This window comes from Actinoplanes sp. DH11, from assembly GCF_020873875.1.
In the GTDB taxonomy this organism is placed as follows: domain Bacteria; phylum Actinomycetota; class Actinomycetes; order Mycobacteriales; family Micromonosporaceae; genus Actinoplanes.
In genome coordinates this window covers 235,553-258,170 of record NZ_JAHWGU010000002.1, presented here as the reverse complement: position 1 = coordinate 258,170, position 22,618 = coordinate 235,553, and the positions used below count along the sequence as shown (strand labels likewise).

Below are 22,618 nucleotides of genomic sequence, written 5' to 3'. Positions count from 1 at the left end.
ACGGCGATCGTTCCCGCAATGTTCACTTCCGGGGGCCGCTCCCGGTTCGCCGCCGGGGGGACGTTCGAGCGAGGAAGGCACGCTCCTCCGACACCCGGGATCCAGCATGATCTTTCTTGTGGTTCTCACCCTGGCGTTGTTCGGCGCGACGACCTGGTCAGCGCTCGATCAGCCGCTGGCCCGTGACCCCGCCGCCCACCGCCGTCTCACCGGAGCAGGGCTGGCGCTCAGCCTGGTCGCGGCCGTGGCCCTGCTGGCCACCTCGTTCGTCACGCACCCGTGACGTCGATCCGCTGGCTCTCGCCCGTGCCCACGATGATGTGCCGGGGCTGGAAGTCCGGCGGGGTCACGAAGCACATCAGGCCCCGCACCGTTCCCGCCGGGACGTGGCCGTCGAAGCCGTCCGGGCCGCAGTGCTCGGCCGCGACCGGTTCGGCTTTGCCGGAACCGGAGCCGATGAGGGCGAGCGGCACATAGTCCTCGGTCGAGGTGCCGTCGTACGAGGCGTCGAACGGGACCACCAGCACGGTGAAGCCGTTCAGCCACGACGCCGCACCCGCCGGCGCCCCACGCGTGACCGGGCCGGCCACCTGGAGCGTGACGTCGTGGACCTGGAGGGGTTGCCCGGTGCGGACGCCGGTCGCGGGGAAGAACTCGGCGTCGTCGTAGATGCCCATCCCGGTGCTGGCGGGCAGTGTCGGGGCGTCGGCGAGGGCGGCGGTGGAGTTCAGCTGCCAGACGCCGACGATCAGGAAACCGGTGACGGCGGACATGACCAGCGCCGTCCACGGGACCGTGCGGATCGTCCGCCGGACGAGCAGGGCCGTCACCAGCAGGGTGGCGAGAAGGACGACAACCAGGAAGGCGTACGCGTTCGTCCGGTGCGGCTGATACCACTCGTCGGCGGTGCGGACCGCCACGAGCCGGTCGGTGGCCGTGGAGAGCGTGGCGACGACCGGTTCACCGCGCAGGGCGGGCACGCCGGTCCCCAGGTCCAGCGCCCGCCCGTCGTCGGCGCGGGCCAAGGTCCGCTGATATTCGAATCCGTCCTCGTCGAGGTCTGCCACGTTGGCGGTGACGACCGCGGGCACCCGCGCGTCCGCCGTCAAGTTGTCGACCAGGGCGATGCCGAGCGTGGCCACCGCGGCGCCCGGCACCAGGGCGAGCAGGACGAAGAGAAGCTGCAACGAGGTGATCGATCCCGGTCGCTGCGACAGGTCACGCAGAGTCGGTGGGCCGGCGGCGTACCTCTCGGCGAAGGCCTGCATGCGCGTCAGATTAGATCTCCGCCGCAAGACCGGGGGACGCGGCTGCCCGCCACCGCCCGGAGTGGTCCGGGCGGTGGCGGGCGGTGCTGTCAGCCGGCGAGGTGTTTGCGGGCGAAGGCGATGTTGTGCGGCAGCGCCTGGCTCCACACGTTGTGGCCGGTGGCGTAGTGCCGGTAGGTGACGTCCGCGCCGTGCAGCCGCATCTCGGTGACCTGGAGGTCGGTCAGGAACGGGAAGGCGGTCAGGTCGAAGCGGCCCTGGTTCACCAGCACAGGCGCGTCGAAACCGGACACCGGGAGCCGTGTGACGTCCCGCAGCACGGCCGGGAACGGGCCGGTGTTGAGCGGCTTAGCCAGCATCTTGCCGATCGAGGCGCCCTGCGTACGGGTGTTCATGTCGAAGTAGCACAGCCGGTGCGCGTCGTCGACGATCGCCCGGCCGAGCGGGGTCAGGTAGGCGTCGAGGTCGAAGTCCGGGCGGGCCGTCTCGAGTCCGGCAAGGATGTAGGAGACGTAGGTCGTGTAGTCCGGCGCGGGCAGCGGCGGGATGTACGGCCCGGCCAGCGGGATGTAGCCCTCGACCTTGGTGGCCGGTGCGTCCGCCATGGCGGCGGCGAGCCGGAGTTCGGGCGCCCGCTCGGCAGCCTTGGCGGCGGTGGCGAGGGTGGCGTGGCCGCCCTGCGAGATGCCGTTCACCACGTACTCGGTGGACAGCACCGGAGCCGCCGACCGCGCCGCCCGCACGGAGTCGATCACGGCGTTGGCCTCGGCGGTGGCGTCCAGGTAGGCGTGCGAGCCTTCGGTGCCGATGCCGATGTACTCGGTCGCGACGAACGCGAACCCGGCATTGATCCACGGGGTCACCACGTTGACGTCCGCGGCCGCCGTACCGTAGTCGTCGGTGTAAGCGCAGTCGTCGCCGAGCCCGGCGGTGACGTGGGCGTTGGCAAGAATCGGCCAGCCGCCCGCCGGGGCGGTGCCGGTCGGCACGTAGATGGTGGCGAGCGCCTGACGCGGCTGGTCGAGCGAGTCACGGGTCCAGTAGGTGATCGACGTCGCGGTGCTGCCGGGCGCCTCCTTCCCCGGTAGCGGGGTTGTCGCGATCACCGCGCCGGGGGCACCGCCCGGTGCGGCGGCCGACGTTCCCGGTGCGGCGGCCGTCGTGCCCGGTGTGGCGGCCGACGCGGGGACGGGCAGCCCGAGCGCCAGCAGCGGGCTCAGTGTCAACGGCACGACACGGCGAAGGGAGCGCAACGACATCACTCGTTTCTGTTTCACGGAGGCCGACCACGCGGCCGTTGGCCGGAATGTCCGCCAACATCCTGTTAGGTTAGGCAAACCTAACATGGGTAAGCATGGAGGCGTGCCGCCACCCTCCCCGGGCGTGACGCTGGGCGGAGGCGCCGGCGGTCAGGTCGCTGTCGGGTTGGAGGGCTCGACATTCGAATGCGCACACGCCAATAGAGGTTTACCGGTAAACGTGTTACGGGCTGGCAGTCACCGCCCGATTGCTCGGGACCGGCCGCTGCCGTCTGCCCTCGGCCCGGGCTTCCGGCCGCGACTCCGTCTACGCCTCGGCCCGGGCTTCCAGCCGCGACTCCGTCTACGCCTCCGCCTGGGCTTCCACGCGCGCCTCCGCCTCGCCGAGATGTTGATCTGCTAGCGCTACGAAATCGCTGTGATCATGGGGTCTGAACCGCGATTTCGCATCGCTAGCAGATCAACACCGCCGTGCGAACCTGACGCAGCCGACCGTGGTCGCAGCGCGAAAGGACTCACCTTCCCTGAGGTTTACCGGTCAACTCCGCCTGCCGTGCCGGCCCCCGTCGGCGTGGTTCGTCGGTCAACTTGAGCCGCCCTGAACCGACCTTCCTCGGGCAAACGGTTCACCGGTCGGTATCGGCCCGGCGGATGCGCGAACCGCCGAGGCCGCGAACCGCCGAGGCCGCGAACCGCCGAGGCCGTGCACTGTCCGGGAGGATCGGGGCATGAATGACGACTCGTGGCAGGACCTCGATCCGGTGGTGGCGATGGGTGCGGGGGGCGCCGTGCCGGAAACGGTGACGGTGGCGGGCGCAACCGTGCGGATCGAGGCGTACCTGTGGCGCGACTTCATGCCGATCTGCCCGCCCGACGGGCAGCCGCTCATCGCTTCCGTCCGGATCCTCGCCGAGCCGGCTGCTCTGCCGGCGACGCTGCGGGCCGATCGGATCGTCGTCGTGCACGGTGGCGAGGTGTGGGTGGCGCCGCTGGTCGAGGAGTATCCCGGCTCGCGCGAGGCGGCCGGGTTCCAGGTCGTCGCCCGGAACGGGCCGAAGTGGGACCCGAACGTGACGGTGGACGTCGTGGTGGAGCTGCGGGACGAACAGAGGTACGTGGTCGGTGCTTCCGGCGTGTTGATCCACGAGACGAGCTGAGCGGGGTCCGGGGTTGGCGGTACTTCGACCCCGTACGAAACTAGCGTCTGAAGGTTTTTGCCTATAGCCTTTAGGTTGTCGCTGACGCTCACCGAGGAGGACGACGTGGCTCGCGCCGGACTTACCCGTGCCCGCCTCGCGCTGGCCGCTGCCGAGCTGGCCGACCAGGCCGGGTTCGAGCACGTGACGCTGTCGGCGGTGGCCCGGCACTTCGACGTGAAGGTGGCGAGCATCTACTCCCATGTGGCGAGCGCGCACGATCTCAAGACCCGGATCACGCTGCTCGCCCTGGACGAGCTGGCCGACCGGCTGGCGGTCGCCCTGGCCGGTCGCGCCGGCAAGGACGCGCTGGCGGCGTTCGCCGAGGTCTTCCGGAACTACGCGCGTGAGCACCCCGGCCGTTATGCCGCCACCCGCTACCGGCTCGACGGCGCCACCGCCGCCGCCAGCGCCGGGCCCCGGCACGCGGAGATGAGCCGGGCGATCCTGCGCGGCTACGACCTGACCGGGGTGGACCAGACGCACGCGGTCCGCCTGCTGGGCAGCGTCGTCCACGGCTTCGTGAGCCTGGAACTGGAGGGCGCGTTCAGCCACAGCGCACCCGGTAGCGACGTCAGCTGGTCACGCAGCCTGGACGCGCTGGACTTCCTGCTCCGCAACTGGCCGGCACCCGCAACTCCCGCAGATCCGATCGAGGAACCATGAACATCACGGCGATCACCCCCGAACTGGTACGCGGCGCGCTCGACCTCGAACGCACCGCACGCGGACTGCTGCCGCACCGGTTGCCCGCCTGGGCCCGCGCCCAGAACACCGATGGGCAACTGTCCATGGCGGAGTCCCATCCGTCCGGCGTGCGGCTGGCCTTCCGCAGCCGGGCCACCGCCATCGAGCTGGACACGATGCCGACCCGCCGGGTCTACCCGGGCGTCCCGTCGCGGCCGGACGGGCTTTACGACCTGGTGGTCGACGGCCGGCTGGTCGAGCAGGCCGGCGTCACCGGCGGTGACGCCCTGGTGGTCGACCTGGCCACCGGCGCCGTGGAGCACCGCGCCGGCGAACCGGGCACGTTGCGCTTCACCGGCCTGCCCGAGCACGAGAAGGACATCGAGATCTGGTTGCCGCACCGGGAGACCACCGAGCTGATCGCGCTGCGCACCGACGCGCCGGTCGAGCCGGCCCGCACGGACCGGCCCGTGTGGCTGCACCACGGCAGTTCGATCAGCCACGGCTCCGACGCTGCCGGCCCGAGCACCACGTGGCCCGCGCTCGCCGCCGCGATCGGCGGGGTCGAACTGCTCAACCTGGGGTTCGGCGGCGGCGCGCTGCTCGACGCGTTCACCGCCCGGACCATGCGCGACACGCCCGCCGACCTGATCAGCGTCAAGATCGGCATCAACCTCGTCAACGCCGACCTGATGCGGATGCGCGCCTTCACCCCCGCCGTGCACGGGTTCCTGGACACCGTCCGGGACGGACACCCGGAGACCCCGCTGCTCGTCGTCTCCCCGATCCTCTGCCCCATCCACGAGGACACCCCCGGCCCCGGCGCGTTCGACACCGAGGCGCTCGGCCGTGGCGAGCTGCGCTTCGTCGCGACCGGTGACCCGGCGGAGGCCGCCCGCGGCAAGCTGACCCTGCGGACCATCCGCGCCGAACTGGCCCGACTCGTCGCCCAGCGGGCCAGGGACGACGCCAACCTGTTCTTTCTGGACGGTCTGACGCTCTATGGCGAGGGCGACGCCGGCGCGCTGCCGCTGCCCGACCGGCTGCACCCGGACGCGGCCACGCACCGGCTGATGGGTGAACGCTTCGGCGCGTTCGCCTTCGGCGCCGGCGGACCCTTCGGCCGGGCACGGCAGTAAGGCAAGCAGGGCACGGCAGTAAGGCGACCGATGGCGGCGGCCGTGGCCGGGGGCAGGCTCGGAACCAGCGAGTGCGGGGCCCTCCCGCACCGCGCACCACGGAGGTTCCGCATGTCCTTCCCCACGTCCCGGCTCGCCCTGGCCGGCGTCCTCGCCGCGTCCGCACTGGCCGTCATCCCGGCCGCCGCGTCGGCCGCGACGCCGGTCACCGCCGGCGTCCCGGTCGCCGCGAGCAAGCCGGCTCACTCGGTGAAGCCGACGATCGTGCTGGTGCACGGCGCCTGGGCCGACGCCTCCGGCTGGAACGGCGTCACGAAGCGGCTGCAGGCCAAGGGCTACACCGTCGTCGCGCCGCCGAACCTGCTGCGCAGCCTCGACGAGGACTCGGCGTACCTGAAGAGCTTCCTCGCCACGATCAGCGGCCCGATCGTGCTGGTCGGTCACTCCTACGGCGGCGCGGTGATCACCAACGCGGCCACCGGCAACCCGAACGTGAAGTCGCTCGTCTACATCTCCGCCTACGCACCGGATCAGGGTGAGACGATCGCCGAGGCCGGCGCGCTCGCCGGCGGCGACAACTCGGTGCTGGTTTCGCACCTGATCAAGCGGCCGTACCCGAACGCTTCCGGCGCCGTCGACACGACAGTGGACCCGGCGTGGTTCCCGAAGCTGTTCGCGGCGGACGCCCCGCTGAGCGAGACCAAGCTGATGGCGACCCAGCAGCGGCCGCTGTCGTCGGCGGCCTTCGAGGGCGAGACCGGTGTGCCGGCGTGGAAGAGCATCCCGGCGTACTACCTGGTCTCGCTCGACGACAAGACCATTCCGCCGGTCGCCGAGAAGGCGATGGCGGCGCGGGCCGCGAAGGGCCGGACCGTCGAGATCCACAGTTCGCACGCCGCGATGGTGGCGCACCCGGCCCAGGTCACCGACCTGATCCTGCGGGCTGCTGCCTGACCGTCGGCGCGAAGGTGGCGGCGTGCAGCTCGTGGCGGCTGCGGATGCCGGTCTTGCTGTAGACCCGCGACAGGTGGGTGGCGACCGTCCGCGCGGAGATGAACAGCCGCTCCGCGATCGCCCGGTTGCTCAGACCCTGCGCGGCCAGCGCCGCCACCTGCGTCTCCTGCGAGGTCAGGGCCACACAGGCGGAACGGCCCGCGACCGGGGCGGGCGGTGAACCCACCGCGATCTCGCGGGCGGCGATCCCGGCGGCGTCACGGGCGCCGATCTCGAGGAAGATCTTCTGGGCGTACGAGAGTGCCGTTCGCGCCTCACGCACACCACGGTGGCGGCGCAGCCACACGCCGTGGTGCAGGTGGACGACGGCATTCTCGTACGGCCATCGCGGGCCGTCCGCCTCGCCGGCGGCCAGCCGGAAGTGTTCCCCGGCGTCCTCGTCACCGGCCAGCAGCGCCTCGCTGAGCCGCAGCAGGACCCGCATCCGGGCGCTCGGCCGGTCACCGGCGTCCCGCGTGACCGCGTCGACGACGGTCCGGGCGTCGCCGTGCCTGTCGCAGCGGACCGCCGCCCCGGCGAGTTCCGCCACCGATCGTGGTGACAGGTGCGGGTGCACCGGGCGGCCGTCCGGGTCGAACATGGCGCGCAGATAGCGGTAGCCGTTGGTGTGGTCGCCGCCGCCGATGCAGGCCAGGCCGGCCGCCCGGAGCAGCCGGACGTGGGTGGACAGGTTCTCCCGCACGTCCAGCTGCTGCCACGCCTGCTGGGTGAGGTGCAGAGCCTGTGCGTGCTCCCCGCGCAGGGCGTGCAGCAGCGCGCGCAGGGAGGCGAGGCCGACGCTCAGGGCGGGCAGGCCGGTGGCCGTGCGGGGGTCGGCGTACCGGTCGGCCTGCTGCCACTCGCCGGCATCGATCAGGGCGGTGACCAGGGCGATCACCGAGCCGCCGGCGGGTGCGAAGTGTTCCGGCCGGGTGCCGCCGGTCAGCGCCCGGGTCAGTGCCCGGGCGGCGAGGCTGCTCTCGTCCTCCGCCCAGGCGATCAGCCCGAGCTGCATCAGGCGGGTCCGGCCCCGCGGGTCGAGCGGCTCGCCCGGCGGCGGGACGGTGATGCTGCGGCAGAGTTCCCGGCCGTGATGTGCCGATGGGTCGATGACCGTGCGGACGACCGTGGCGGCCACCGGGTCGGCCGTGGTGCCGGCGGCCTCCAGCATCCGGATCAGCCCGGCCCGGTGTTCCCGCTCGCCGGTGAGCCACGCGATCGAGGCGGCGATCACGGCCAGGTTCAGGGCGTGCCGCGGATCCGCTGCCGGGCCGACGTCGTGGGTGGCGAGCAGGATGTCGTACGCCTCCCGGTGCCATCCGGCCCAGAGCATGGCGGCGGTGGTCGATCCGGCGGCCTCGGCCAGCAGATCCGGGTCGTCGGTGAGCCGGCACAGCTCGGCGTGCAGTTCGGCCACCCACTCGGTGTCGCGCAGGTCGCGGGCGTCCGCGACGGCCCGGACGAGCCGGCGCGCCGCGTCGGCGGGTGCGGGGGAGCGCAGCGCCGCCTTCCACATGGCGGTGGTCGCCTCGTACCGGTCGCCGCGGTCCCGGAAGACGGCGGCCGCGGCTTCGGCAGCGGCGGCCACCTCTTCGTCGGTGCCGGGGGCGGCGGCGAGTTGCAGTGCCCGGTGCTCCGGATGAGCGGTGAGCGCAACGGCGAGATCCTGGTGGGCGCGCAGGCGCTCATGGGCGGGGACCGCCCGGTAGGCGGCCTCGGCGGCCAGGGGGTGGGCGAAGGCGAGCCCGGCGGCGGTGAAGGTGACCAGACCGGCCTCGACCGCGGGCTGCCAGTCGCCGGGCCCGGACCCGGCCGGAAAGATCAGCGCCGGATCGCCGGGCCCGGACGCGGTGGGGGACATCAGCGCCGGGTCGCCGGAGCCGGACGCGGTGGGGAAGATCAGCGCCGGGTCGCCGGGCCCGGACGCGGTGGGGAAGATCAGTGCTGGGTCGCCGGGTAGCAGGGCGGCGGCGCGCAGCAGCAGGGCCCGGGTGGGCGCGGGCAGTGCGGTGAGCGTCTCGGTGGTCTCGGCGAGGAGGCCGCCGCACGGGGGGACACTGTGCCCGAGTTCGACGAGCGCCGCCGGGTTGCCGGCGGCCAGGTGCAGGATCTCGGCACGCCGCTGCGCCGTGGTGACCGGGTTGCGGTCGGTGAACAGCTGGGTCGCGGCGTCGGGTCGCAGGGGCGGCAGACGCAGCACCGGCAGCGCCGCGAGCATGGCCGGGACGGGTTCCCGGGTAGCGACCAGCACGGCGACCCCGGGGCAGCCGGACACCCGGGCCAGCAGGCCGAGCACGTCCGGGCCGAGGCGATCGGCGTCGTCCGCGATGATCAGGATCGGTGACGTGGCGGCGGACGCGACGATTGCCGCCCGGACCACGGACGGCAGGTCCTCGTCGCTGATCGGCCGGGCGTCCGGTTCCAGGCCGATCGCGGCCCGGGCCGGCCCGCTGACCTGTGGCGGCAGTCCCGGCAGTTCCTGGCGCAGGGCCAGCAGGATCTGCCGGAACGGCCGCCGGCCGGCCGGGGAGGTGCCGTGCAGCCGGACGACGCGGTGCCGCCCGGCGTCCCGGGCCAGTTGCGTGCCGGCGAGCAGCAGGCTGGACTTGCCGGCGCCCCGAGGCCCGGTGACAAGCAGCGCCGCGGTGTCCCCGGGCAAGGCGATGTCGCCGGGCGCGGTGGTCAGCAGCCGGGCGACGCGGGCGAGTTCGGTGTCGCGCCCGATCAGGCGGTGGCCGGACGGCAGGGAGATCATCGGTCAGGCTCCGATCGGCAGCGTCGCGGTGGTGTCGTCGATCAGGGCGCGCAACTGGTGCCGGTTGCCCACGCCGAGTTCCGCGTAGATGCGGTACAGGTGGGAGCCGACGGTGCGCGGCGAGAGGAAGAGGCGTTCGGCGATCTGCCGGTTGCTCAGTCCGCTGACCGCCATCCGGGCGATCATCTGCTTCTGCGCGGAGAGGTCGGCGAACTTGCCGGTCCGCGGCGCCGGTTCACCGGCCGGCAGCAGGCCGACCGGGAGACTGCGCTGCGACTGGTCGGCGTGGGCCCGCGCGCCGAGCCGCAGGAAGACGTCGCGGGCCGCCAGCAGGTGCGGCCGGGCCTCGTGGACACGGTGCCTGCCGCGCAGCCAGAGACCGTAGTTGAGCTGCGCCTCGGCGAACTCGAGCGGCCAGTGGAGCGTACCCGCCGGGTTGCCGACGGCCTGCCGGAAGTGGTTCTCGGCCCCGGGTGTCCCGTCGAGCAGGGCGGCGGAGTGTGCCAGCAGCATCGCCATCCGCGCGGTCGGCACCGGACCGACGGCCTGCCGGCAGCGCTGAAGGATCCGGCGTGCCTCGGCGGCGTGCCCGGTGCGCGCGGCGGTCAGCGCCAGCTGTGGCAGCGAACGCGGGCCGAGGAAGTAGTGCCGTGGCTCGCCGTCCTCGTCGAAGATCTGCCGGAAGTGCGCGTACGCCTGCTCGTGGTCGCCTGCGGCCAGTGCGCCGAGGCCCGCCGCGCGCCCGGTGAGGGTGTCCACGAACGTGGTGCCGGGCAGCGTCGGGATGCCGGCCGGCCGAGGTGCGTGCTGGTCGTGGCGCAGCGCCCGGATGGTGGCACGCAGCACCGGCACCACGGTCTCCAGCAGCGGTACCCGGCGGACCGCCGCCAGCTGGTCGGCCTCGTCCAGGAGCCGGTCGACGTCGGCCCACCGCCCGCAGTCGATCATGGCGACGACCAGCAGGTGCAGCGGGGTCATCGCGATGCCCGGGGATCCGGCGCGGGACCCGGCGGACCACGCGGAGTACAGGTCGGTGGCGGCCCGGGCGGAGTCGTCCCGCATGAACGCGAGCGTGCCCGAGGCGGTGAGCTGGAGCGGTTCGGCCCGGACCGCGCCGATCGGGTGCACCGGGGAGGCGGGCGTCGCGTACCGGGCCGGATCGCTGATGGCCAGGACCGCGGCCCGGGCGGCGGCCGGGTCCACCATCGGGCGCCGGCCGGCGAGCGGGGCCGCCGGACGCCCGGGCCGCACCAGGTCCAGCAGCCCGGGCAGTTGCTCGCGGTGGGCCGGCACCCCTGTCGACAGCGCCGCACCCGCACTGATGCAGATCGCCAGCAGGGCGATCTGCTCGTCGCGGGGCCGGCGCCGCACCGCCCGGCGGGTGATGTCGAACGCCTGCCACGGCCGGGCCGACTGCATCAGCGCGAACCCGGCACCGCACGCGGCGATGGCTGCTGTGTCGGCGTCGGACGTGGCCGCGGTGGCCTTCTCGTACAGCTCGATGGTCCACTCCGGTTCGCCGCTGCACCAGGCGGCGAAGACGGCCCGGGCGTAGCGGCGGGCGGCGTGCTCGTCGTCGGGGCTGCGTTCCGCCGCCGACTGCAGCACGGTCGCCGTGGCGAAGTCGGCGGCGCCGCGGGTGGCCGCCTCGAGCGTGGCGGCCAGGGCCTCGTCCGGTTCGGCGCTGATCTCGGCCAGGTGATGGGCCCGCCGGTACGGGTCCGGCGTGACCGCGGCCAGCCGTCGGTGGGCCGCCGGCACGTCCCCCGGAGTGCGACCGGCCGCGCAGGCGACCCGGGTCAGCGGGCTGCGGAACCGCACCGTGCCGTTGCGGATCGCGATGAGTCCGGCCCGCTCGGCCGGTGCCCAGTCGCTCAGGTCACCCGCGGCACCGGCGGCCGCGGTGAGGGTGTCGACGTGCTCGGCCTCGTCGGCGAGCGCCGCGTGCAGCAGCAGCGACCGGGTGATCGGGGGCAGCGCCAGCACCGGGGCGGCCGCCGCCGGGGGCAGCGCCGCGGCGTCACTGAACAGCCGCAGGGCCAGCGGGTTGCCCGCGCCCCGGCGCAGCACGTCGCGGCGCTGCCGGGCGGTCATCGGCACCGCCCAGCTGTCGAGCAGGCGGGCCGCGCCGTCCTCGCTGAGCGGCCGGAGCCGGTACCGCGGCAGGTCGGCGGTGAACTCGGACGGCACCGCGTGGTCGGGCGCGGCCGAGAGCAGCACCACGCGTTCGGTCGAGAGGTGCCGGGAGATTTCGGTGAGCAGCCACAGCGACAGGCGGTCGGCCTCGTGGATGTCGTCCGCCACGATCAGCGCGGGCGCGTCGGTGCCCAGGTGTTCCAGGGCCAGCAGCAGCGCGGTGACCAGGGCGGTCTCGTCGACGGATGCGCCCGGGTGGGGTTCCCGTAGTGCGGCCAGCGACCGGCGCAGGTGCGGTGGCAGCCCGGCCGGGTCGACGCCACCCGGGCCGGTCAGGGACTGCCACAACCCGAACGGCCGGTTCGTGGCGCCGCCCAGGACCCGGACCCGGAATCCGCGGCGGCGGGCGTGTGCGGTGACCGCGTCCAGCAGGCTCGACTTGCCGATGCCGGTGTCCCCGCAGACGAACAGCGACACCGGCCCGCGGTCGACGGCGTCGACCACCGCCGTCAGATGTGCCAGTTCGCGTTCCCGCCCGACAAGTGCTGTGCCGTTGCCCGTCATCGTCGCCCGCCCCCTCCGTGCCGAACCGGCCGAGGCATCAGTGCATCACCGCGGCGGCGGCCGGACCATGAAGAAGAGAGGCAGTTCCGGACTTCTGCCGGTACGGCACCGGCCGGGAGCGACGGGCGCCCTGCCGGTACGGCGCCGGCCGGGAGCGACGGGCGCCCTGCCGGTACGGCGCCGGCCGGGCGCGACGGGCGCCCGGCCGGTCCGCCGGTCAGCCGTCGATGGTGGCGAGGGCTTCGCGGATGATGCCGGCGACCTCGGCGGGGTGCGACAGCATGACGAGGTGCGACGAGTCGATCTCGGTGACCTTGGCGCCGGCGCGCTGGTAGCCGAACCGCTCGACCTCGGGGTTGATGGTGTGGTCCGAGGAGGAGACGACGCCCCAGGACGGCTTGGTCCGCCAGGCGGCGACCGGTGCGGGCTCGCCGAAGGCCAGGCCGGTCAGCGGGCGCTGCGAGACGGCGAGGACCTGGGCCAGCCCGGGGTCGATGTCGTGGGCGAACACGGCCGGGAACTTCTCGATGTCGACGCTGACGTCGGTGCCGTCCTCGGCGCCCTCGATCGGGAACTTCGTGTAGACCAGGGCGGACGCCAGGTCCGAGTCGGGGAAGCCGCCCTGCAGCTGACCCAGGCTCTCACCCTCGGCCAGGGCGTAGCCGGACAGGTAGACCAGGCCCTTCACGTTCTCCTCGGCGCCGGCCACGGTGATGACCGCGCCGCCGTAGGAGTGCCCGACGAGCAGCACCGGCCCGTCGATGCCGCGCACGATCGAGGCGATGTAGGCGGCGTCGCCGGTCAGGCTGCGGTTCGGCACGGCCGGGGCGAGCACCTTGATGCCGCTGCCCAGCAGCTCCGGGATGAGCTTGGCGAAGCTGGAGGCGTCGGCGAAGGCGCCGTGCACGAGTACGACGGTGGCCATGGGGTTCTCCCTCTACGAGGTCGTGGGTTACGCCTCGAAGTCTTTCCGCCCGGCACCCCGCTGCCATCCGTCAACCGACCGCTCCGGCGCCCGCCGCCGCGTCACACGTCGTCGCCTCGGATCTCCGCCTCGCTGACCCGGGTCGGCTCCAGCACCCGGTGCAGGAACTCGCGGGTCCGCGCCTCGCGGGGCGCCCCGAAGACCTGCTCCGGCGGGCCCTGCTCGACGATCACGCCGCCGTCCATGAAGACGACCCGGGAGGCGACCTCGCGGGCGAACGCCATCTCGTGGGTGACCACGAGCATGGTCATCCCTTCGGCGGCCAGGCCGCGCATGACCGCGAGCACCTCGCCGACCAGTTCCGGGTCGAGGGCGCTGGTCGGCTCGTCGAAGAGCATCAGCTCCGGGTCCATCGCCAGCGCCCGGGCGATCGCGGCACGCTGCTGCTGCCCGCCGGACAGCTGCGCCGGGTACGCCGCCGCCTTGTCGACGAGACCGACGCGTTCCAGGTTCTCCGTGGCGATCCGGGCGGCCTCGGCACGGCCACGCTTGAGGACCCGGCGCTGGGCGATGGTGACGTTCTCCCGGACGGTGAGGTGACCGAACAGGTTGAACTGCTGGAAGACCATGCCGATGCGCCGGCGTACGGCGTCGATGTCACAGTCCGGGTCGGTGACGTCGACACCTGCCACGTGGATCGTGCCGGAACTCGGCTCCTCCAGCAGGTTCACACAGCGCAGCAGCGTGGACTTGCCGGAACCGGACGGGCCGATCACGCAGACGACCTCGCCCGGCTCGACCGCCAGATCGATGCCGCGCAGCACCTCCAGGGCGCCGAACGACTTGTGCAGCCCCGCGATCTCGATGGTGGACAGCTCGCTCACCTTTCCCTACTCGCCCGGCGCTCCAGCGCCCGTACCACCTGCGACAACGGCAGCGTGATCACCAGGTAGAGCAGCCCGGCCACCACCAGCGGCGTCGGGTTGACCCGGGTGTTGAGCGCGTCACCGGCGAACTTGGTCAACTCGATCGTCGCCGGGGTGACGCCGAGGACGTACACCAGGGAAGTGTCCTTGGTCAGCAGGATGATCTCGTTGGTCAGCGGTGGGATGACGATGCGGAACGCCTGCGGCAGCACGATGGAGATCATCGCGCGGACATGCGACATGCCGAGCGTACGGGCAGCCTCGAGCTGACCCTTCGGAACCGCCTGAATGCCGGCGCGGATGGTCTCCGCCATGTACGCCGCGGCGGTCAGCCCGAGACCCACCGTGACCGAGCCGTAGACGCCGCCCGGGATCTCCCGGTCCGGGAACGCCAGCGGCACGCCGTACCCCACCATGAACAGCACCAGCAGGGCGGGCAGTCCGCGGAACAGCTCGATGTAGGCGGTGGCGACCCAGCGGTACGGCAGGATCGACGACAGCCGCATCAGCGCCAGGATCAGCCCGAGCGTCAGACCGAAGACGAACGCGAGCAGGGTGTAGACGATGGTGTTGCGCAGCGCGACGGTGATCGCCTCGGGGAACATGCTCCGGGCGACGTCGAGCCGGAAGAAGGCCTCGGACAGCCGTCCCCAGTCGGCGGCACCCAGCGCACCCGCGATCACCAGCGCGAAGACGATGTAGCCGGCTACGCGGACGATCCGCTGCCGCCGGCGGCGACTCAGTTTCATCGGCAGGATCAGCTGGCCGGCTTCTCGCCGATCCACTCCGCATAGATCTTGTCGTACGTGCCGTCGCCGCGGGCCGCCGTGATCGCCTGGTTGACGGCTTCGAGCAGCTTCGCGTTGCCCTTCTTGACGGCGAAACCGTACTGCTCGCCGGTGTCGAAACCGGCCGCGACCTCGACCTTGCCGGGGTTCGCCTTGATGTACTCGTTCCAGACCGGCAGGTCGTTGACGGCCGCCTCGACCTGGTTGGTCGCCAGCGCCTGCTGCAGCGCGGCCAGATCCCGGTAGGACACGACCTCGATCTTGAGGCCCTTCTCCTTGACCGTGGCGTTGATGTACTCCTCGCCGGTGGTCCCGCCCTGCACGCCGAGCCGCTTGCCCGCGAGCTCCTCCAGCGTGGCGACCTTCTTACCGGTCACCACGGCGAGGGCCTGGGTGGCGTCGAAGTACGGCTCCGAGAAGTCGAGCACCTGCTTGCGCTCGTCGGTGATCGTCATGCCGGCCGCGGCCACGTCACACTTGCCGGAGTTCAGGTCCGCGCCCGACTTGATGCCCTCGAACGGCGTGTCCACGATCTCCTGCTTGACGTTCAGCTTCGCGGCGACCAGGTCGATCAGCGCCACGTCGAAGCCGACCACCTTGCCGCTGGCGTCCTTCGCCTGGAACGGCGCGTACGGCAGGTGGGTGCACGTGGTCAGCACACCCGACTTCACCAGCGCCACACCGGTCTCGGTGGTGCCACCGGTATCTTCCTTGGCGCAACCGGTGATGCCGATCGCCAGGATCGCGGAGGCCGTCAGCGCGGCCGCCTGACGAGCGTTCGCCCGTATGTTCATGTCGTTCTCCCTGGTCCTCGGCCCACGCGGGTAAGTAGGTCAGGACAGCCTAAAACATGGAGATCCATACCCAACCATCGCGGTAGGCGAAAAAGGTTCGCCCCTCGAGCCGCCGCGCCGCGCGGGGATCCCGGTAGGATCCGGCGTCCGCCGGTGCCGCCGCAGGGAGAACCTGGTGAAACGTACGCTGTTCCTCCTGCTCCTGCTCGCCCTCGGCGGCGGCTGGCTGATCGCCGGCGCCGGTCCCGGTCCGAGCCGGGCGCATGTCACCTCCGCCGGGGTGCCGCTCGAGGTGGTGCGCCCGGCCGGGGACGGGCCGCACCCGGGTGTCGTCGTCGCGCACGGCTTCTCCGGCTCCGCCACGTTGATGGCGCCGTTCGGTGACACCCTGGCGGCCCGCGGTTACGTGGTCGTCCTGCTCGACTTCGCCGGCCACGGCGCCAGCACGCGGCAGCTGCCCGACCAGGCCGCCGGCACCGACGAGTCCACCGAGGCCCTGCAGCGGGACCTGAGCGTGGCGGTGGCCCACCTGCGCTCGCTGCCGGACGTCGACGCGTCCCGGGTCGCGCTGGTCGGGCACTCGATGGGCGCGGGCGCCGTCACCCGGTACGCGGCCGCCCACCCCGACGTGACAGCGACCGTGGCGATCTCCCTGCCGGACGCGGTGGTCGCCTCCGCGGAACGCCCGGCCCGGCTGCTCACGATCGCCGGTGCGCTCGAGTTCCCCGGGTTCCGCGAGGTCGCCACCGACGTCGCCGCGCAGCGCGACGACCGCGCGGTCCGCATCGTCCCCGGCGTGGAGCACATCACCGTCCTGTACGCCCCGCAGACGCACCGGGAGACGGTGGCGTGGCTGGACCGGGCGTTCGGCGGGCCGCGCACCGACGGTGCGATCCCGTTCCCCGGCCGGCGGCTGGCGGGCACGGTCCTGCTGGTGCTGGCGTTCGTCCTCGCCTTCCCACCGTTCGTGGCCCAGCTCGCGGGCACGACAACCGACCCGCGCCGGCCGGCTCGTCCGGAGCCGGTGGCGAGCCGCCTCATCGGAGCGGTCCGGGTCGCGGCGGTCACGGCGGTGGCGGCGGGCGCCGGCGCGGTGGCGGCCCGGTTCCTGCCCACGGCGCAGTTGCCGCTGGCGGTCGCCGGCTACGTCATCGGGTACGCGGCCGTGACGGGAGCGCTGCTTCTGGCGTACGCGGCCTGGCGTCCCACCATCGCGAACCGGCCCGCTCCGGTGACGGCCCGTCCCCGCCTGCTGCTGACCGTTCCGTACGCGGTGCTCGCGATAGTCGTACCGGTGCATCTGGGAATGACCCACGCCCTGCCCGTCGGTGACCGCTGGTGGCTGCTTCCGATCGTCTGGGCAGCGTTCGCCCTGCTCGCCTTCGCCACCGAACGCGTCACCGCCGCCGAGCCGTTGCGCCTGCTGGCCGTCGCGGCGGTCGTCGTGGTCGTCCTGGCCGCCGCGGCCGTCGTCGGCCTGACGCACGGTTTCGTCACCCTGGCCCTGTTCCCTCTGGTCGGCCTGATGCTCTGGCAGGCGTTGTGGAGCTTCTTCCTCAACCGGTCGGGCGTCGCGACCGGGTTCATCGCGGTCACCGGCTCGGTCGTCGTGGCGTGGCCGCTGGCGGTCGCCCTGCCCCTCTCCGCGTCGTGATCGCGGGTGCCGGCGCCGCGTCGCCCTGCGGCGGACCGGGTGATGGCGGACAATCACCGCATGTTTGTGATCAGGGAACGGTTCTTCTCGATCGGTGACGACTTCGACGTGCTGGACGAGCACGGCACGAAGGTCTACCACGTCGACGGCAAGGTGTTCAGCGTCCGGGGCAAGGTCGTCATCGAGGACCCGGCGGGCAACGAGGTCGCGTCGGTGCACCGCCAGCTCGTCGCGCTGCGGCCCACGTACGAGATCCAGGTCGGCGGCGAGAAGGCCGCCGAGGTCCGCAAGAAGCTGTTCACGCCGTTCCGCGACAAGTTCACCATCGACGTGCCCGGCCCGGACGACCTGGAGATGAAGGGTGACCTGCTGGACCACGAGTACGTGATCGAGCAGGGCGGCGCCGAGGTCGCGTCGGTCTCCAAGCGCTGGCTGACGGTCCGCGACACGTACGCGGTGAAGGTCATCCCCGGCGTCGACCCCCTGCTGATCATCGGCAGTGTGCTCGCGCTGGACCTGGCACTGGACCGGGAGGCGGACAAGAAGGGGCCCGGCAAGAACGACTGAACGGCCGCCGCCCGTTGCCGGCCGCGTCGACCGCCGGACGCCGGCCGGTGGGCGCGGCGTCCGGACTCGCGGCCTGACCAGCCGGAAGCGTCAGCGTGGCGGATGGAGGGAACGGGCGATTCCTGGGTACGGTAATCGCATGATCACGGATGCGACGCGAGCCATGCTCCGCCGTTCCGTGTCTCTTTTGCTCACGCTGCTGCGTGCCGTGGCAATCCTGCTCACCACGCCGGTCCGGCACAGTGGACGGCCGGTCGCCGCCGCCGAGCCCGTGGTGACTGTCCCGGCCACCGACGCACACCTCGGGTCGCCGGGCCGCCGGGTCCCGGCCGCCGACACCTCCCGCGCTCCGCCCGCACTCCACGCCTGACCGTTTCTCGCTCGCGTGGATCCTGTAGCAGGGGAGTTTTGTCAATCATGAACGTTGTGGCGGAGATGTTCCTGGAAGCGCCGGTCGCCCCGGTCGCCATCTGGATCGTGCTGATGCTGCTGTCGCTGCCGGCGCTGCTGATGCTGGCCAGCCCGCAGGCGATCCGCGACCCGCACCGGGCGGCCCTGAACACCTTCGGGTTCCTGCGCCGGCACCACGAGGCGCGGGAACGCCGGCAGAACGAGGCCGTCGCCGCCGTCCGCTACGCCGGCGAGGTCGCCGTGGCCGCCGACCGCGCGGTGCTCGCCGCGCAACGCTGGCACGAGACCTGGCAGCACGCCGACGACCACGCCACCCGGGCGTGGCAGCAGTGGCAGGACGCGGAGCGGCAGGTGACCCGGCTGCGCGCGGCCGCCGCCTTCCGGCCCGCCTGGAGCCCGCGCACCCCGTCCGAGTACGCCGACCGCGAGCGCTTCCTGCACCGCACGGTGCACGCCGCCGTCGCCCGCGGCGACCTGCCCGCCGACGCGCTCACCAGCCTCGGCTTCGACGCCGGCCGGCACCCGGTCGAGCAGGAACTCGCCGTGCAGCGCGCCGTCGCCGCCCACCGGCAGGAGCTCTGCCTCAGCGCCCAGGCCGCGGAGCAGACCGCCTGGCACGACGCCCAGCTCGCCGTGGCGACCCGCGACAGCCTGCGCCGCGCGGCCACCGAGGCCATGGCACAGGCCACCGCGCTGCGCCGCGACCTGCCACGCCACGCCACTACGGCGGCCCCGGCCCGCGGCCGCAGCTGGGTGCAGCAGACGGCGTGACGGCTGCCGGACCGCCGCGGCGACCGGTCACTCGTCCCGGACGGTGATCTGGTAATCCCTGCCGCAGACGATATTCATGTCGCCGAAATAGACTGCGAGCTGCTCTTTCGTGTCCCGTCCGGGCCCTGCCGCCTGTGGTCCGGGCCCCCGCCCCCGGGTCCGGGCCCCAGTGGCGCCGATCGCGCCGCTCATGGCGAGATGTGGATCTGCTAGCGCTACGAAATCGCTGTGATCAAGGGGTCAAAACCGCGATTTCGCACCGCTAGCAGATCAACACCGCCCCGCGGACCCGACCCAACCGACCGCGGTCACTTGTCCAGGGATGGCGCCAGAGCCGAGGGCAAGCAACAACACGCCGCCTCGCCCGGCGCCGCATCAACATCCAACGCGCGTGTGCTCCGCAACTTTCCGCCAGCGCAAATCGGGCAGAAGAGCCCAGGCTGCCTGCTTGACGAAACCATAGGGACACCCGCCGCGTCGCGATTCGTGCCCGCCCGGCCGGTCCCGGACGTTGCTGCGTTCCGGGACCGGCGTGCGAGGCGGACGCGGGCGGACCCGCGCCAGTGGTGATCGATCAGGGGAACAGGTTCAGGAACCCGGGCCCGTCGTGCTGGATGAACGTGCACGACAACGCCGAGCGGCAGGAGATGCGCGGCGCGACGCGAGATACCGACCCCAGGGGGTGATGCACGTTGAACTGCTCGCCGTCGTAGATCACCACGATCCCGGTGGACGGATCCCCGATGACCAATGCCTGGCCGTCGGGCCGCTGGTTCCGGTCCGGCTGGTTCCGGTGCGGCTTCGGCCGGTCCTTGTGCGCCTTGTCGTCCGTGGCGGTGTGGGTCTTGGTTCCCGGCCCGCTGTGGTGCGGCTTGGCGTTGTGATCCGGCTCGTTGCTGTGGTCCGGGCCGGCGTTGTGGTGCGGCTTGCTGTTGTGGTGGGGCTTGGGGTTGTGGTGGGGCTTGGCGTTGTGGTCCGGCTTGTTGTTGTGGTCCGGCTTGGCGGTGTGGTGCGGCTTGGCGTCGTGGTCCGGCTCATTGCTGTGGCTCGGCTTGGCGCTGTGGTGTGGCTTGCTGTTGTGGTCGGGCTTGGCGTTGTGGTCGGGGCCGGCGTGGTGGTTCGGGCCGGCGTTGTGGTGCGGTTTGTTGTCGTGGTCCGGGCCGGCGTTGTGGTCAGGACGGTTGTCGTGGTCAGGACCGTTGTTGTGGTTCGGCTCGGCGTCGCTGGGCCGGCTGCCGGTGGGCGCGGGCCGGCTGCTGACGGGTGCGCTCGCGGTGGGCGACGGCCGGCTGCTGGGCTTGGTCGATGCCGGCTGGCCGGTGGGCCTGCCCACAGTGGACGAGGGTCGGCTGGTGGGGTCGCTCGCAGGCGGCGTCGGTCGCGCGCTGGGCGTGCTGGCGATGGAGGCCGACGGGCGGCTGCTGGGAGTACTCCCGGTAGGCGAAGGTCGGTTGCTGGGCGTACTTACGGTGGGCGAAGGTCGGTTGCTGGGCGTACTTACGGTGGGCGAAGGTCGGTTGCTGGGCGTACTTACGGTGGGCGAAGGTCGGCTGCCGGGCTTACTAACAGTGGGGGATGGCCGGCTGCCGCTGGGCTTGCTGACAGCGGGCGCGGGTTTGCTGACGGCGGGCGCGGGCTTGCTGGAGGGCTGCCCGGACGCGGTGACCGCCGGCTTGCCGGGTGCGGTGGTGACCGGCGATCCCTGCGGGTCGAGGATCCGCAGCACGTAGGCGTCCGGGCCGTCGTCGGGTGACCCGCTGGCGGTGGGCTGGGGCGCGGTGGGCCGGGGCGCGGTGGGGCTGGGTGCGGCGGGGCTGGGCGTGTCGGCTCGGGCAGACGGGGTCGGCAGCAGCGACGTGATGACGGTGACCCCCGCGACGGCGACGATCCTGCGCATCCGGTCGACCTCCTTGAGTCGGAAGAGCGGAACTGGGTCGGAGAAACAGAACTGGGTCGGAGAAAACGGAGCTGGGTCGGAGAAAACGGAGCTGGGTCGGAGGAACGGAACTGGTCGGAGAAACGGAGCTGAGCGGAACTCCCCGAGGCTAACGCCATATCCGACAAATCAGTCATTACACGCATGCCGACTGGATCATGTCACCCGGCGCCAGCGTTCGAGCCGGGCGGGGCAGGTATGAAAGTCATCGATACTTGCGCATCGGCAGGGCATCGGCGTACAACGTGCGAATGGCTCTCACGGACGACGAGATCTCCGCCCAGCTCCAGCCGCACGTGCCGCACGCGGCGCGCATCTGGAACTACTGGATGGGCGGCAAGGACAACTTCGCCGCCGACCGGGCCGCCGGTGACGCCGTCGCCCAGGTCTATCCCGAGATCGTGCTCATGGCGCAGCAGTCCCGTCGATTTCTCATCCGGGCCGTGCGTCACCTCGCCGCCGAGGCCGGCATCCGGCAGTTCCTCGACATCGGCACCGGGCTGCCCACCATGGAGAACACCCACGAGGTCGCCCAAGGCGTGGACCCCGCGTCCCGGATCGTCTACGTCGACAACGATCCGCTCGTCCTCGTGCACGCCCGTGCCCTGATGGCGCAGCAGGCCGGCGAGGGCCGCGTCATTCACGTGGCCGCCGACTACCACGACCCGGAGCTGATCGTGTCCGAGGCCGCGACGGTGCTCGATTTCGACAAGCCGGTCGCCGTGATGTTCATGGGGGTGCTGGGGTACGAGCCGGACCTCGCACAGGCCGCGTCCATCGTGGACCGGGTGATGGCGGCGACGTCTTCGGGCAGCTATCTGGTGCTGTGGGACGGCACGAACACCACACCGGCCGTGGTGCAGGGCGCGGAGCGGCTGGCCCAGAGCGGCGGCGTGCCCTACATCCTGCGCAGCCCCGACGAGATCGGCAGCCTCTTCGACGGGCTGACGATGATCGAGCCGGGCCTGGTCCAGATCCCCGGATGGCGTCCCGACGGCGAGGCGGAATGGCTCGACGCGTACGGGGCCGTGGCCCGCAAACCTTGACCAGCGCGCGAAACCCCAGCCCGCAAGCCGTGAACGACGCACAGAACTCCAGCTCACCAGCCGTGACCATCGCGGGAAGCCCGAGCCCGAAGGCCCCGGGCGGTCCAGTGGCCCGGCGAGTGGCGCGGGCGCTGGCCGAGATCTTCTCACCGGGGTACGTGGTCGCCGCCCTGCTGCTTGCCGTCGCCGCGACCTCCGCGGAGTCGCTGTCCCAGGCGATCACCATGGTCCTGATCGCGGTGACGGCCACCAGTGTGCTGCCGATGTTCTACATCGTCCGCGGTGTCCGCCGCGGCCGCTGGACCGACAAGCACGTCATCGTGCACTCCCAGCGCCGCTGGCCGTTATTGATCGTCCTGCTGTCGACGGCCGGCGGCACGGTAGCGCTCGCGCTGGCCGGCGCGCCGCGGCAACTGCTCGCCCTGATCGCCGCGATGCTGGCCTCGCTGCTGGTCGCCGTGCCGATCACCCTGCTGCTGCACTGGGGGATCTCGATCCACGCCCTGGTCGCCGCCGGAACCGCTGTCGCGCTCTGCGTCGTCTTCGGCCCGGCGCTGCTGGTCACCGTGCCGGTGGCCGTCGCGGTGGGCTGGGCGCGCGTGCGACTCGGCGAGCACACGACGGCTCAGGTCGTGGCGGGCAGTCTGGTGGGCGCCGCCGCCACCGGCCTGCTGTTCCCGCTGCTGGCCGGCTGAGCGACCGGGGGCGGCACCCGGCGGGCCCGGCGGGCGCTTTACCGGATCTCGGCCGGCCCGGTGGCGCTGACCGGATCTCGGCCGACCCGGTAGTGCTGACCCGGTAGT

Annotated in this window: 21 protein-coding genes; 12 read left to right on the top strand and 9 right to left on the bottom strand. The window is 72.4% G+C overall.

Features of this window, described 5'->3' with window-relative positions; translation table 11 throughout:
• Positions 1–106 precede the first annotated feature (106 nt).
• Positions 107–283 (top strand): hypothetical protein, encoded by a 177-nt coding sequence (locus LPA41_RS04300; RefSeq protein ID WP_229068455.1) that lies wholly within the window; start codon positions 107–109, stop codon positions 281–283.
• On the opposite strand, the gene LPA41_RS04295 is transcribed toward LPA41_RS04300, so the two are convergent.
• Together LPA41_RS04295 and LPA41_RS04290 are read right to left on the bottom strand one after the other, a co-directional pair.
• The gene (locus LPA41_RS04295; protein WP_229068454.1) at positions 270–1,268 is read right to left on the bottom strand and encodes a hypothetical protein; all 999 of its coding nucleotides are present in this window, start codon (positions 1,266–1,268) and stop codon (positions 270–272) included. The genes LPA41_RS04300 and LPA41_RS04295 overlap by 14 nt on opposite strands.
• 89 nt (positions 1,269–1,357) lie before the next feature.
• Positions 1,358–2,527 (bottom strand): lipase family protein, encoded by a 1,170-nt coding sequence (locus tag LPA41_RS04290; protein WP_229068453.1) that lies wholly within the window; start codon positions 2,525–2,527, stop codon positions 1,358–1,360.
• Positions 2,528–3,255: 728 nt separating this feature from the next.
• On the opposite strand from LPA41_RS04290, the gene LPA41_RS04285 reads away from it, so the two are divergent.
• The 4 genes from LPA41_RS04285 to LPA41_RS04270 all read left to right on the top strand — a co-directional run bounded on the left by LPA41_RS04285 (position 3,256) and on the right by LPA41_RS04270 (position 6,503).
• Positions 3,256–3,684, top strand: a complete 429-nt coding sequence (locus LPA41_RS04285; protein ID WP_229068452.1) for a hypothetical protein — start codon at positions 3,256–3,258, stop codon at positions 3,682–3,684.
• A 75-nt stretch (positions 3,685–3,759) separates the two neighbouring features.
• Complete coding sequence (locus LPA41_RS04280; protein ID WP_229068451.1) at positions 3,760–4,389, top strand: TetR-like C-terminal domain-containing protein; 630 nt, start codon at positions 3,760–3,762, stop codon at positions 4,387–4,389.
• Positions 4,386–5,549 carry a GDSL-type esterase/lipase family protein gene (locus LPA41_RS04275; protein ID WP_229068450.1) on the top strand — a complete coding sequence of 388 codons (1,164 nt, stop codon included), beginning with the start codon at positions 4,386–4,388 and terminating at the stop codon, positions 5,547–5,549. The genes LPA41_RS04280 and LPA41_RS04275 overlap by 4 nt, the downstream gene beginning before the upstream one ends.
• Before the next feature lie 111 nt (positions 5,550–5,660).
• On the top strand, positions 5,661–6,503 hold the full coding sequence (locus tag LPA41_RS04270) for an alpha/beta fold hydrolase (protein ID WP_229068449.1): 843 nt from the start codon (positions 5,661–5,663) through the stop codon (positions 6,501–6,503).
• On the opposite strand, the gene LPA41_RS04265 is transcribed toward LPA41_RS04270, so the two are convergent.
• The 6 genes from LPA41_RS04265 to LPA41_RS04240 all read right to left on the bottom strand — a co-directional run bounded on the left by LPA41_RS04265 (position 6,472) and on the right by LPA41_RS04240 (position 15,430).
• Positions 6,472–9,297: a LuxR family transcriptional regulator gene (locus tag LPA41_RS04265; protein WP_229068448.1), complete on the bottom strand. Its 2,826-nt coding sequence runs from the start codon at positions 9,295–9,297 to the stop codon at positions 6,472–6,474. The genes LPA41_RS04270 and LPA41_RS04265 overlap by 32 nt on opposite strands.
• A 3-nt stretch (positions 9,298–9,300) precedes the next feature.
• Positions 9,301–11,997 carry a LuxR family transcriptional regulator gene (locus LPA41_RS04260; protein WP_229068447.1) on the bottom strand — a complete coding sequence of 899 codons (2,697 nt, stop codon included), beginning with the start codon at positions 11,995–11,997 and terminating at the stop codon, positions 9,301–9,303.
• A gap of 217 nt (positions 11,998–12,214) precedes the next feature.
• Positions 12,215–12,922 (bottom strand): alpha/beta hydrolase, encoded by a 708-nt coding sequence (locus tag LPA41_RS04255; protein WP_229068446.1) that lies wholly within the window; start codon positions 12,920–12,922, stop codon positions 12,215–12,217.
• Positions 12,923–13,023: 101 nt separating this feature from the next.
• Positions 13,024–13,797 (bottom strand): amino acid ABC transporter ATP-binding protein, encoded by a 774-nt coding sequence (locus LPA41_RS04250; protein ID WP_229068745.1) that lies wholly within the window; start codon positions 13,795–13,797, stop codon positions 13,024–13,026.
• A 5-nt stretch (positions 13,798–13,802) separates the two neighbouring features.
• Entirely contained in the window at positions 13,803–14,633 is an 831-nt protein-coding gene (locus tag LPA41_RS04245; RefSeq protein ID WP_229068445.1) for an amino acid ABC transporter permease, read from the bottom strand.
• Positions 14,606–15,430 (bottom strand): ABC transporter substrate-binding protein, encoded by an 825-nt coding sequence (locus tag LPA41_RS04240; protein WP_229068444.1) that lies wholly within the window; start codon positions 15,428–15,430, stop codon positions 14,606–14,608. The genes LPA41_RS04245 and LPA41_RS04240 overlap by 28 nt, the downstream gene beginning before the upstream one ends.
• 175 nt (positions 15,431–15,605) lie before the next feature.
• On the opposite strand from LPA41_RS04240, the gene LPA41_RS04235 reads away from it, so the two are divergent.
• From LPA41_RS04235 to LPA41_RS04220, 4 genes are all read left to right on the top strand, one after another.
• Positions 15,606–17,084: a S9 family peptidase gene (locus LPA41_RS04235; RefSeq protein ID WP_229068443.1), complete on the top strand. Its 1,479-nt coding sequence runs from the start codon at positions 15,606–15,608 to the stop codon at positions 17,082–17,084.
• A gap of 60 nt (positions 17,085–17,144) precedes the next feature.
• A complete protein-coding gene (locus LPA41_RS04230; protein ID WP_229068442.1) occupies positions 17,145–17,651 on the top strand; it encodes an LURP-one-related/scramblase family protein in 507 nt (168 codons plus the stop codon).
• A gap of 178 nt (positions 17,652–17,829) precedes the next feature.
• On the top strand, positions 17,830–18,021 hold the full coding sequence (locus LPA41_RS04225) for a hypothetical protein (RefSeq protein WP_229068441.1): 192 nt from the start codon (positions 17,830–17,832) through the stop codon (positions 18,019–18,021).
• Between the two features lie 47 nt (positions 18,022–18,068).
• The gene (locus tag LPA41_RS04220) at positions 18,069–18,833 is read left to right on the top strand and encodes a hypothetical protein (RefSeq protein WP_229068440.1); all 765 of its coding nucleotides are present in this window, start codon (positions 18,069–18,071) and stop codon (positions 18,831–18,833) included.
• A 574-nt stretch (positions 18,834–19,407) separates the two neighbouring features.
• On the opposite strand, the gene LPA41_RS04215 is transcribed toward LPA41_RS04220, so the two are convergent.
• Positions 19,408–20,166, bottom strand: coding sequence for an MSCRAMM family adhesin SdrC (locus LPA41_RS04215; RefSeq protein WP_229068439.1), 759 nt, complete (start codon positions 20,164–20,166; stop codon positions 19,408–19,410).
• A gap of 19 nt (positions 20,167–20,185) precedes the next feature.
• Here LPA41_RS04215 and LPA41_RS04210 point away from each other — a divergent pair, with 19 nt between their 5' ends.
• The 3 genes from LPA41_RS04210 (at position 20,186) to LPA41_RS04200 (ending at position 22,510) form a co-directional block, all read left to right on the top strand.
• The gene (locus LPA41_RS04210; RefSeq protein WP_229068438.1) at positions 20,186–20,563 is read left to right on the top strand and encodes a hypothetical protein; all 378 of its coding nucleotides are present in this window, start codon (positions 20,186–20,188) and stop codon (positions 20,561–20,563) included.
• Between the two features lie 457 nt (positions 20,564–21,020).
• On the top strand, positions 21,021–21,815 hold the full coding sequence (locus LPA41_RS04205) for an SAM-dependent methyltransferase (RefSeq protein WP_229068437.1): 795 nt from the start codon (positions 21,021–21,023) through the stop codon (positions 21,813–21,815).
• Positions 21,816–21,844: 29 nt separating this feature from the next.
• A complete protein-coding gene (locus tag LPA41_RS04200) occupies positions 21,845–22,510 on the top strand; it encodes a phosphoesterase PA-phosphatase (RefSeq protein ID WP_374238110.1) in 666 nt (221 codons plus the stop codon).
• The last annotated feature ends 108 nt before the right edge of the window (positions 22,511–22,618 follow it).

Bases quoted from the DNA above. Each gene is read 5' to 3' on its own strand.
- LPA41_RS04300 (WP_229068455.1), top strand. From the start codon at position 107: ATGATCTTTCTTGTGGTTCTCACCCTGGCGTTGTTCGGCGCGACGACC.
- LPA41_RS04295 (WP_229068454.1), bottom strand. From the start codon at position 1,268: ATGCAGGCCTTCGCCGAGAGGTACGCCGCCGGCCCACCGACTCTGCGT.
- LPA41_RS04290 (WP_229068453.1), bottom strand. From the start codon at position 2,527: ATGTCGTTGCGCTCCCTTCGCCGTGTCGTGCCGTTGACACTGAGCCCG.
- LPA41_RS04285 (WP_229068452.1), top strand. From the start codon at position 3,256: ATGAATGACGACTCGTGGCAGGACCTCGATCCGGTGGTGGCGATGGGT.
- LPA41_RS04275 (WP_229068450.1), top strand. From the start codon at position 4,386: ATGAACATCACGGCGATCACCCCCGAACTGGTACGCGGCGCGCTCGAC.
- LPA41_RS04270 (WP_229068449.1), top strand. From the start codon at position 5,661: ATGTCCTTCCCCACGTCCCGGCTCGCCCTGGCCGGCGTCCTCGCCGCG.
- LPA41_RS04265 (WP_229068448.1), bottom strand. From the start codon at position 9,297: ATGATCTCCCTGCCGTCCGGCCACCGCCTGATCGGGCGCGACACCGAA.
- LPA41_RS04260 (WP_229068447.1), bottom strand. From the start codon at position 11,997: ATGACGGGCAACGGCACAGCACTTGTCGGGCGGGAACGCGAACTGGCA.
- LPA41_RS04255 (WP_229068446.1), bottom strand. From the start codon at position 12,922: ATGGCCACCGTCGTACTCGTGCACGGCGCCTTCGCCGACGCCTCCAGC.
- LPA41_RS04240 (WP_229068444.1), bottom strand. From the start codon at position 15,430: ATGAACATACGGGCGAACGCTCGTCAGGCGGCCGCGCTGACGGCCTCC.
- LPA41_RS04230 (WP_229068442.1), top strand. From the start codon at position 17,145: ATGTTTGTGATCAGGGAACGGTTCTTCTCGATCGGTGACGACTTCGAC.
- LPA41_RS04220 (WP_229068440.1), top strand. From the start codon at position 18,069: ATGAACGTTGTGGCGGAGATGTTCCTGGAAGCGCCGGTCGCCCCGGTC.
- LPA41_RS04205 (WP_229068437.1), top strand. From the start codon at position 21,021: ATGGCTCTCACGGACGACGAGATCTCCGCCCAGCTCCAGCCGCACGTG.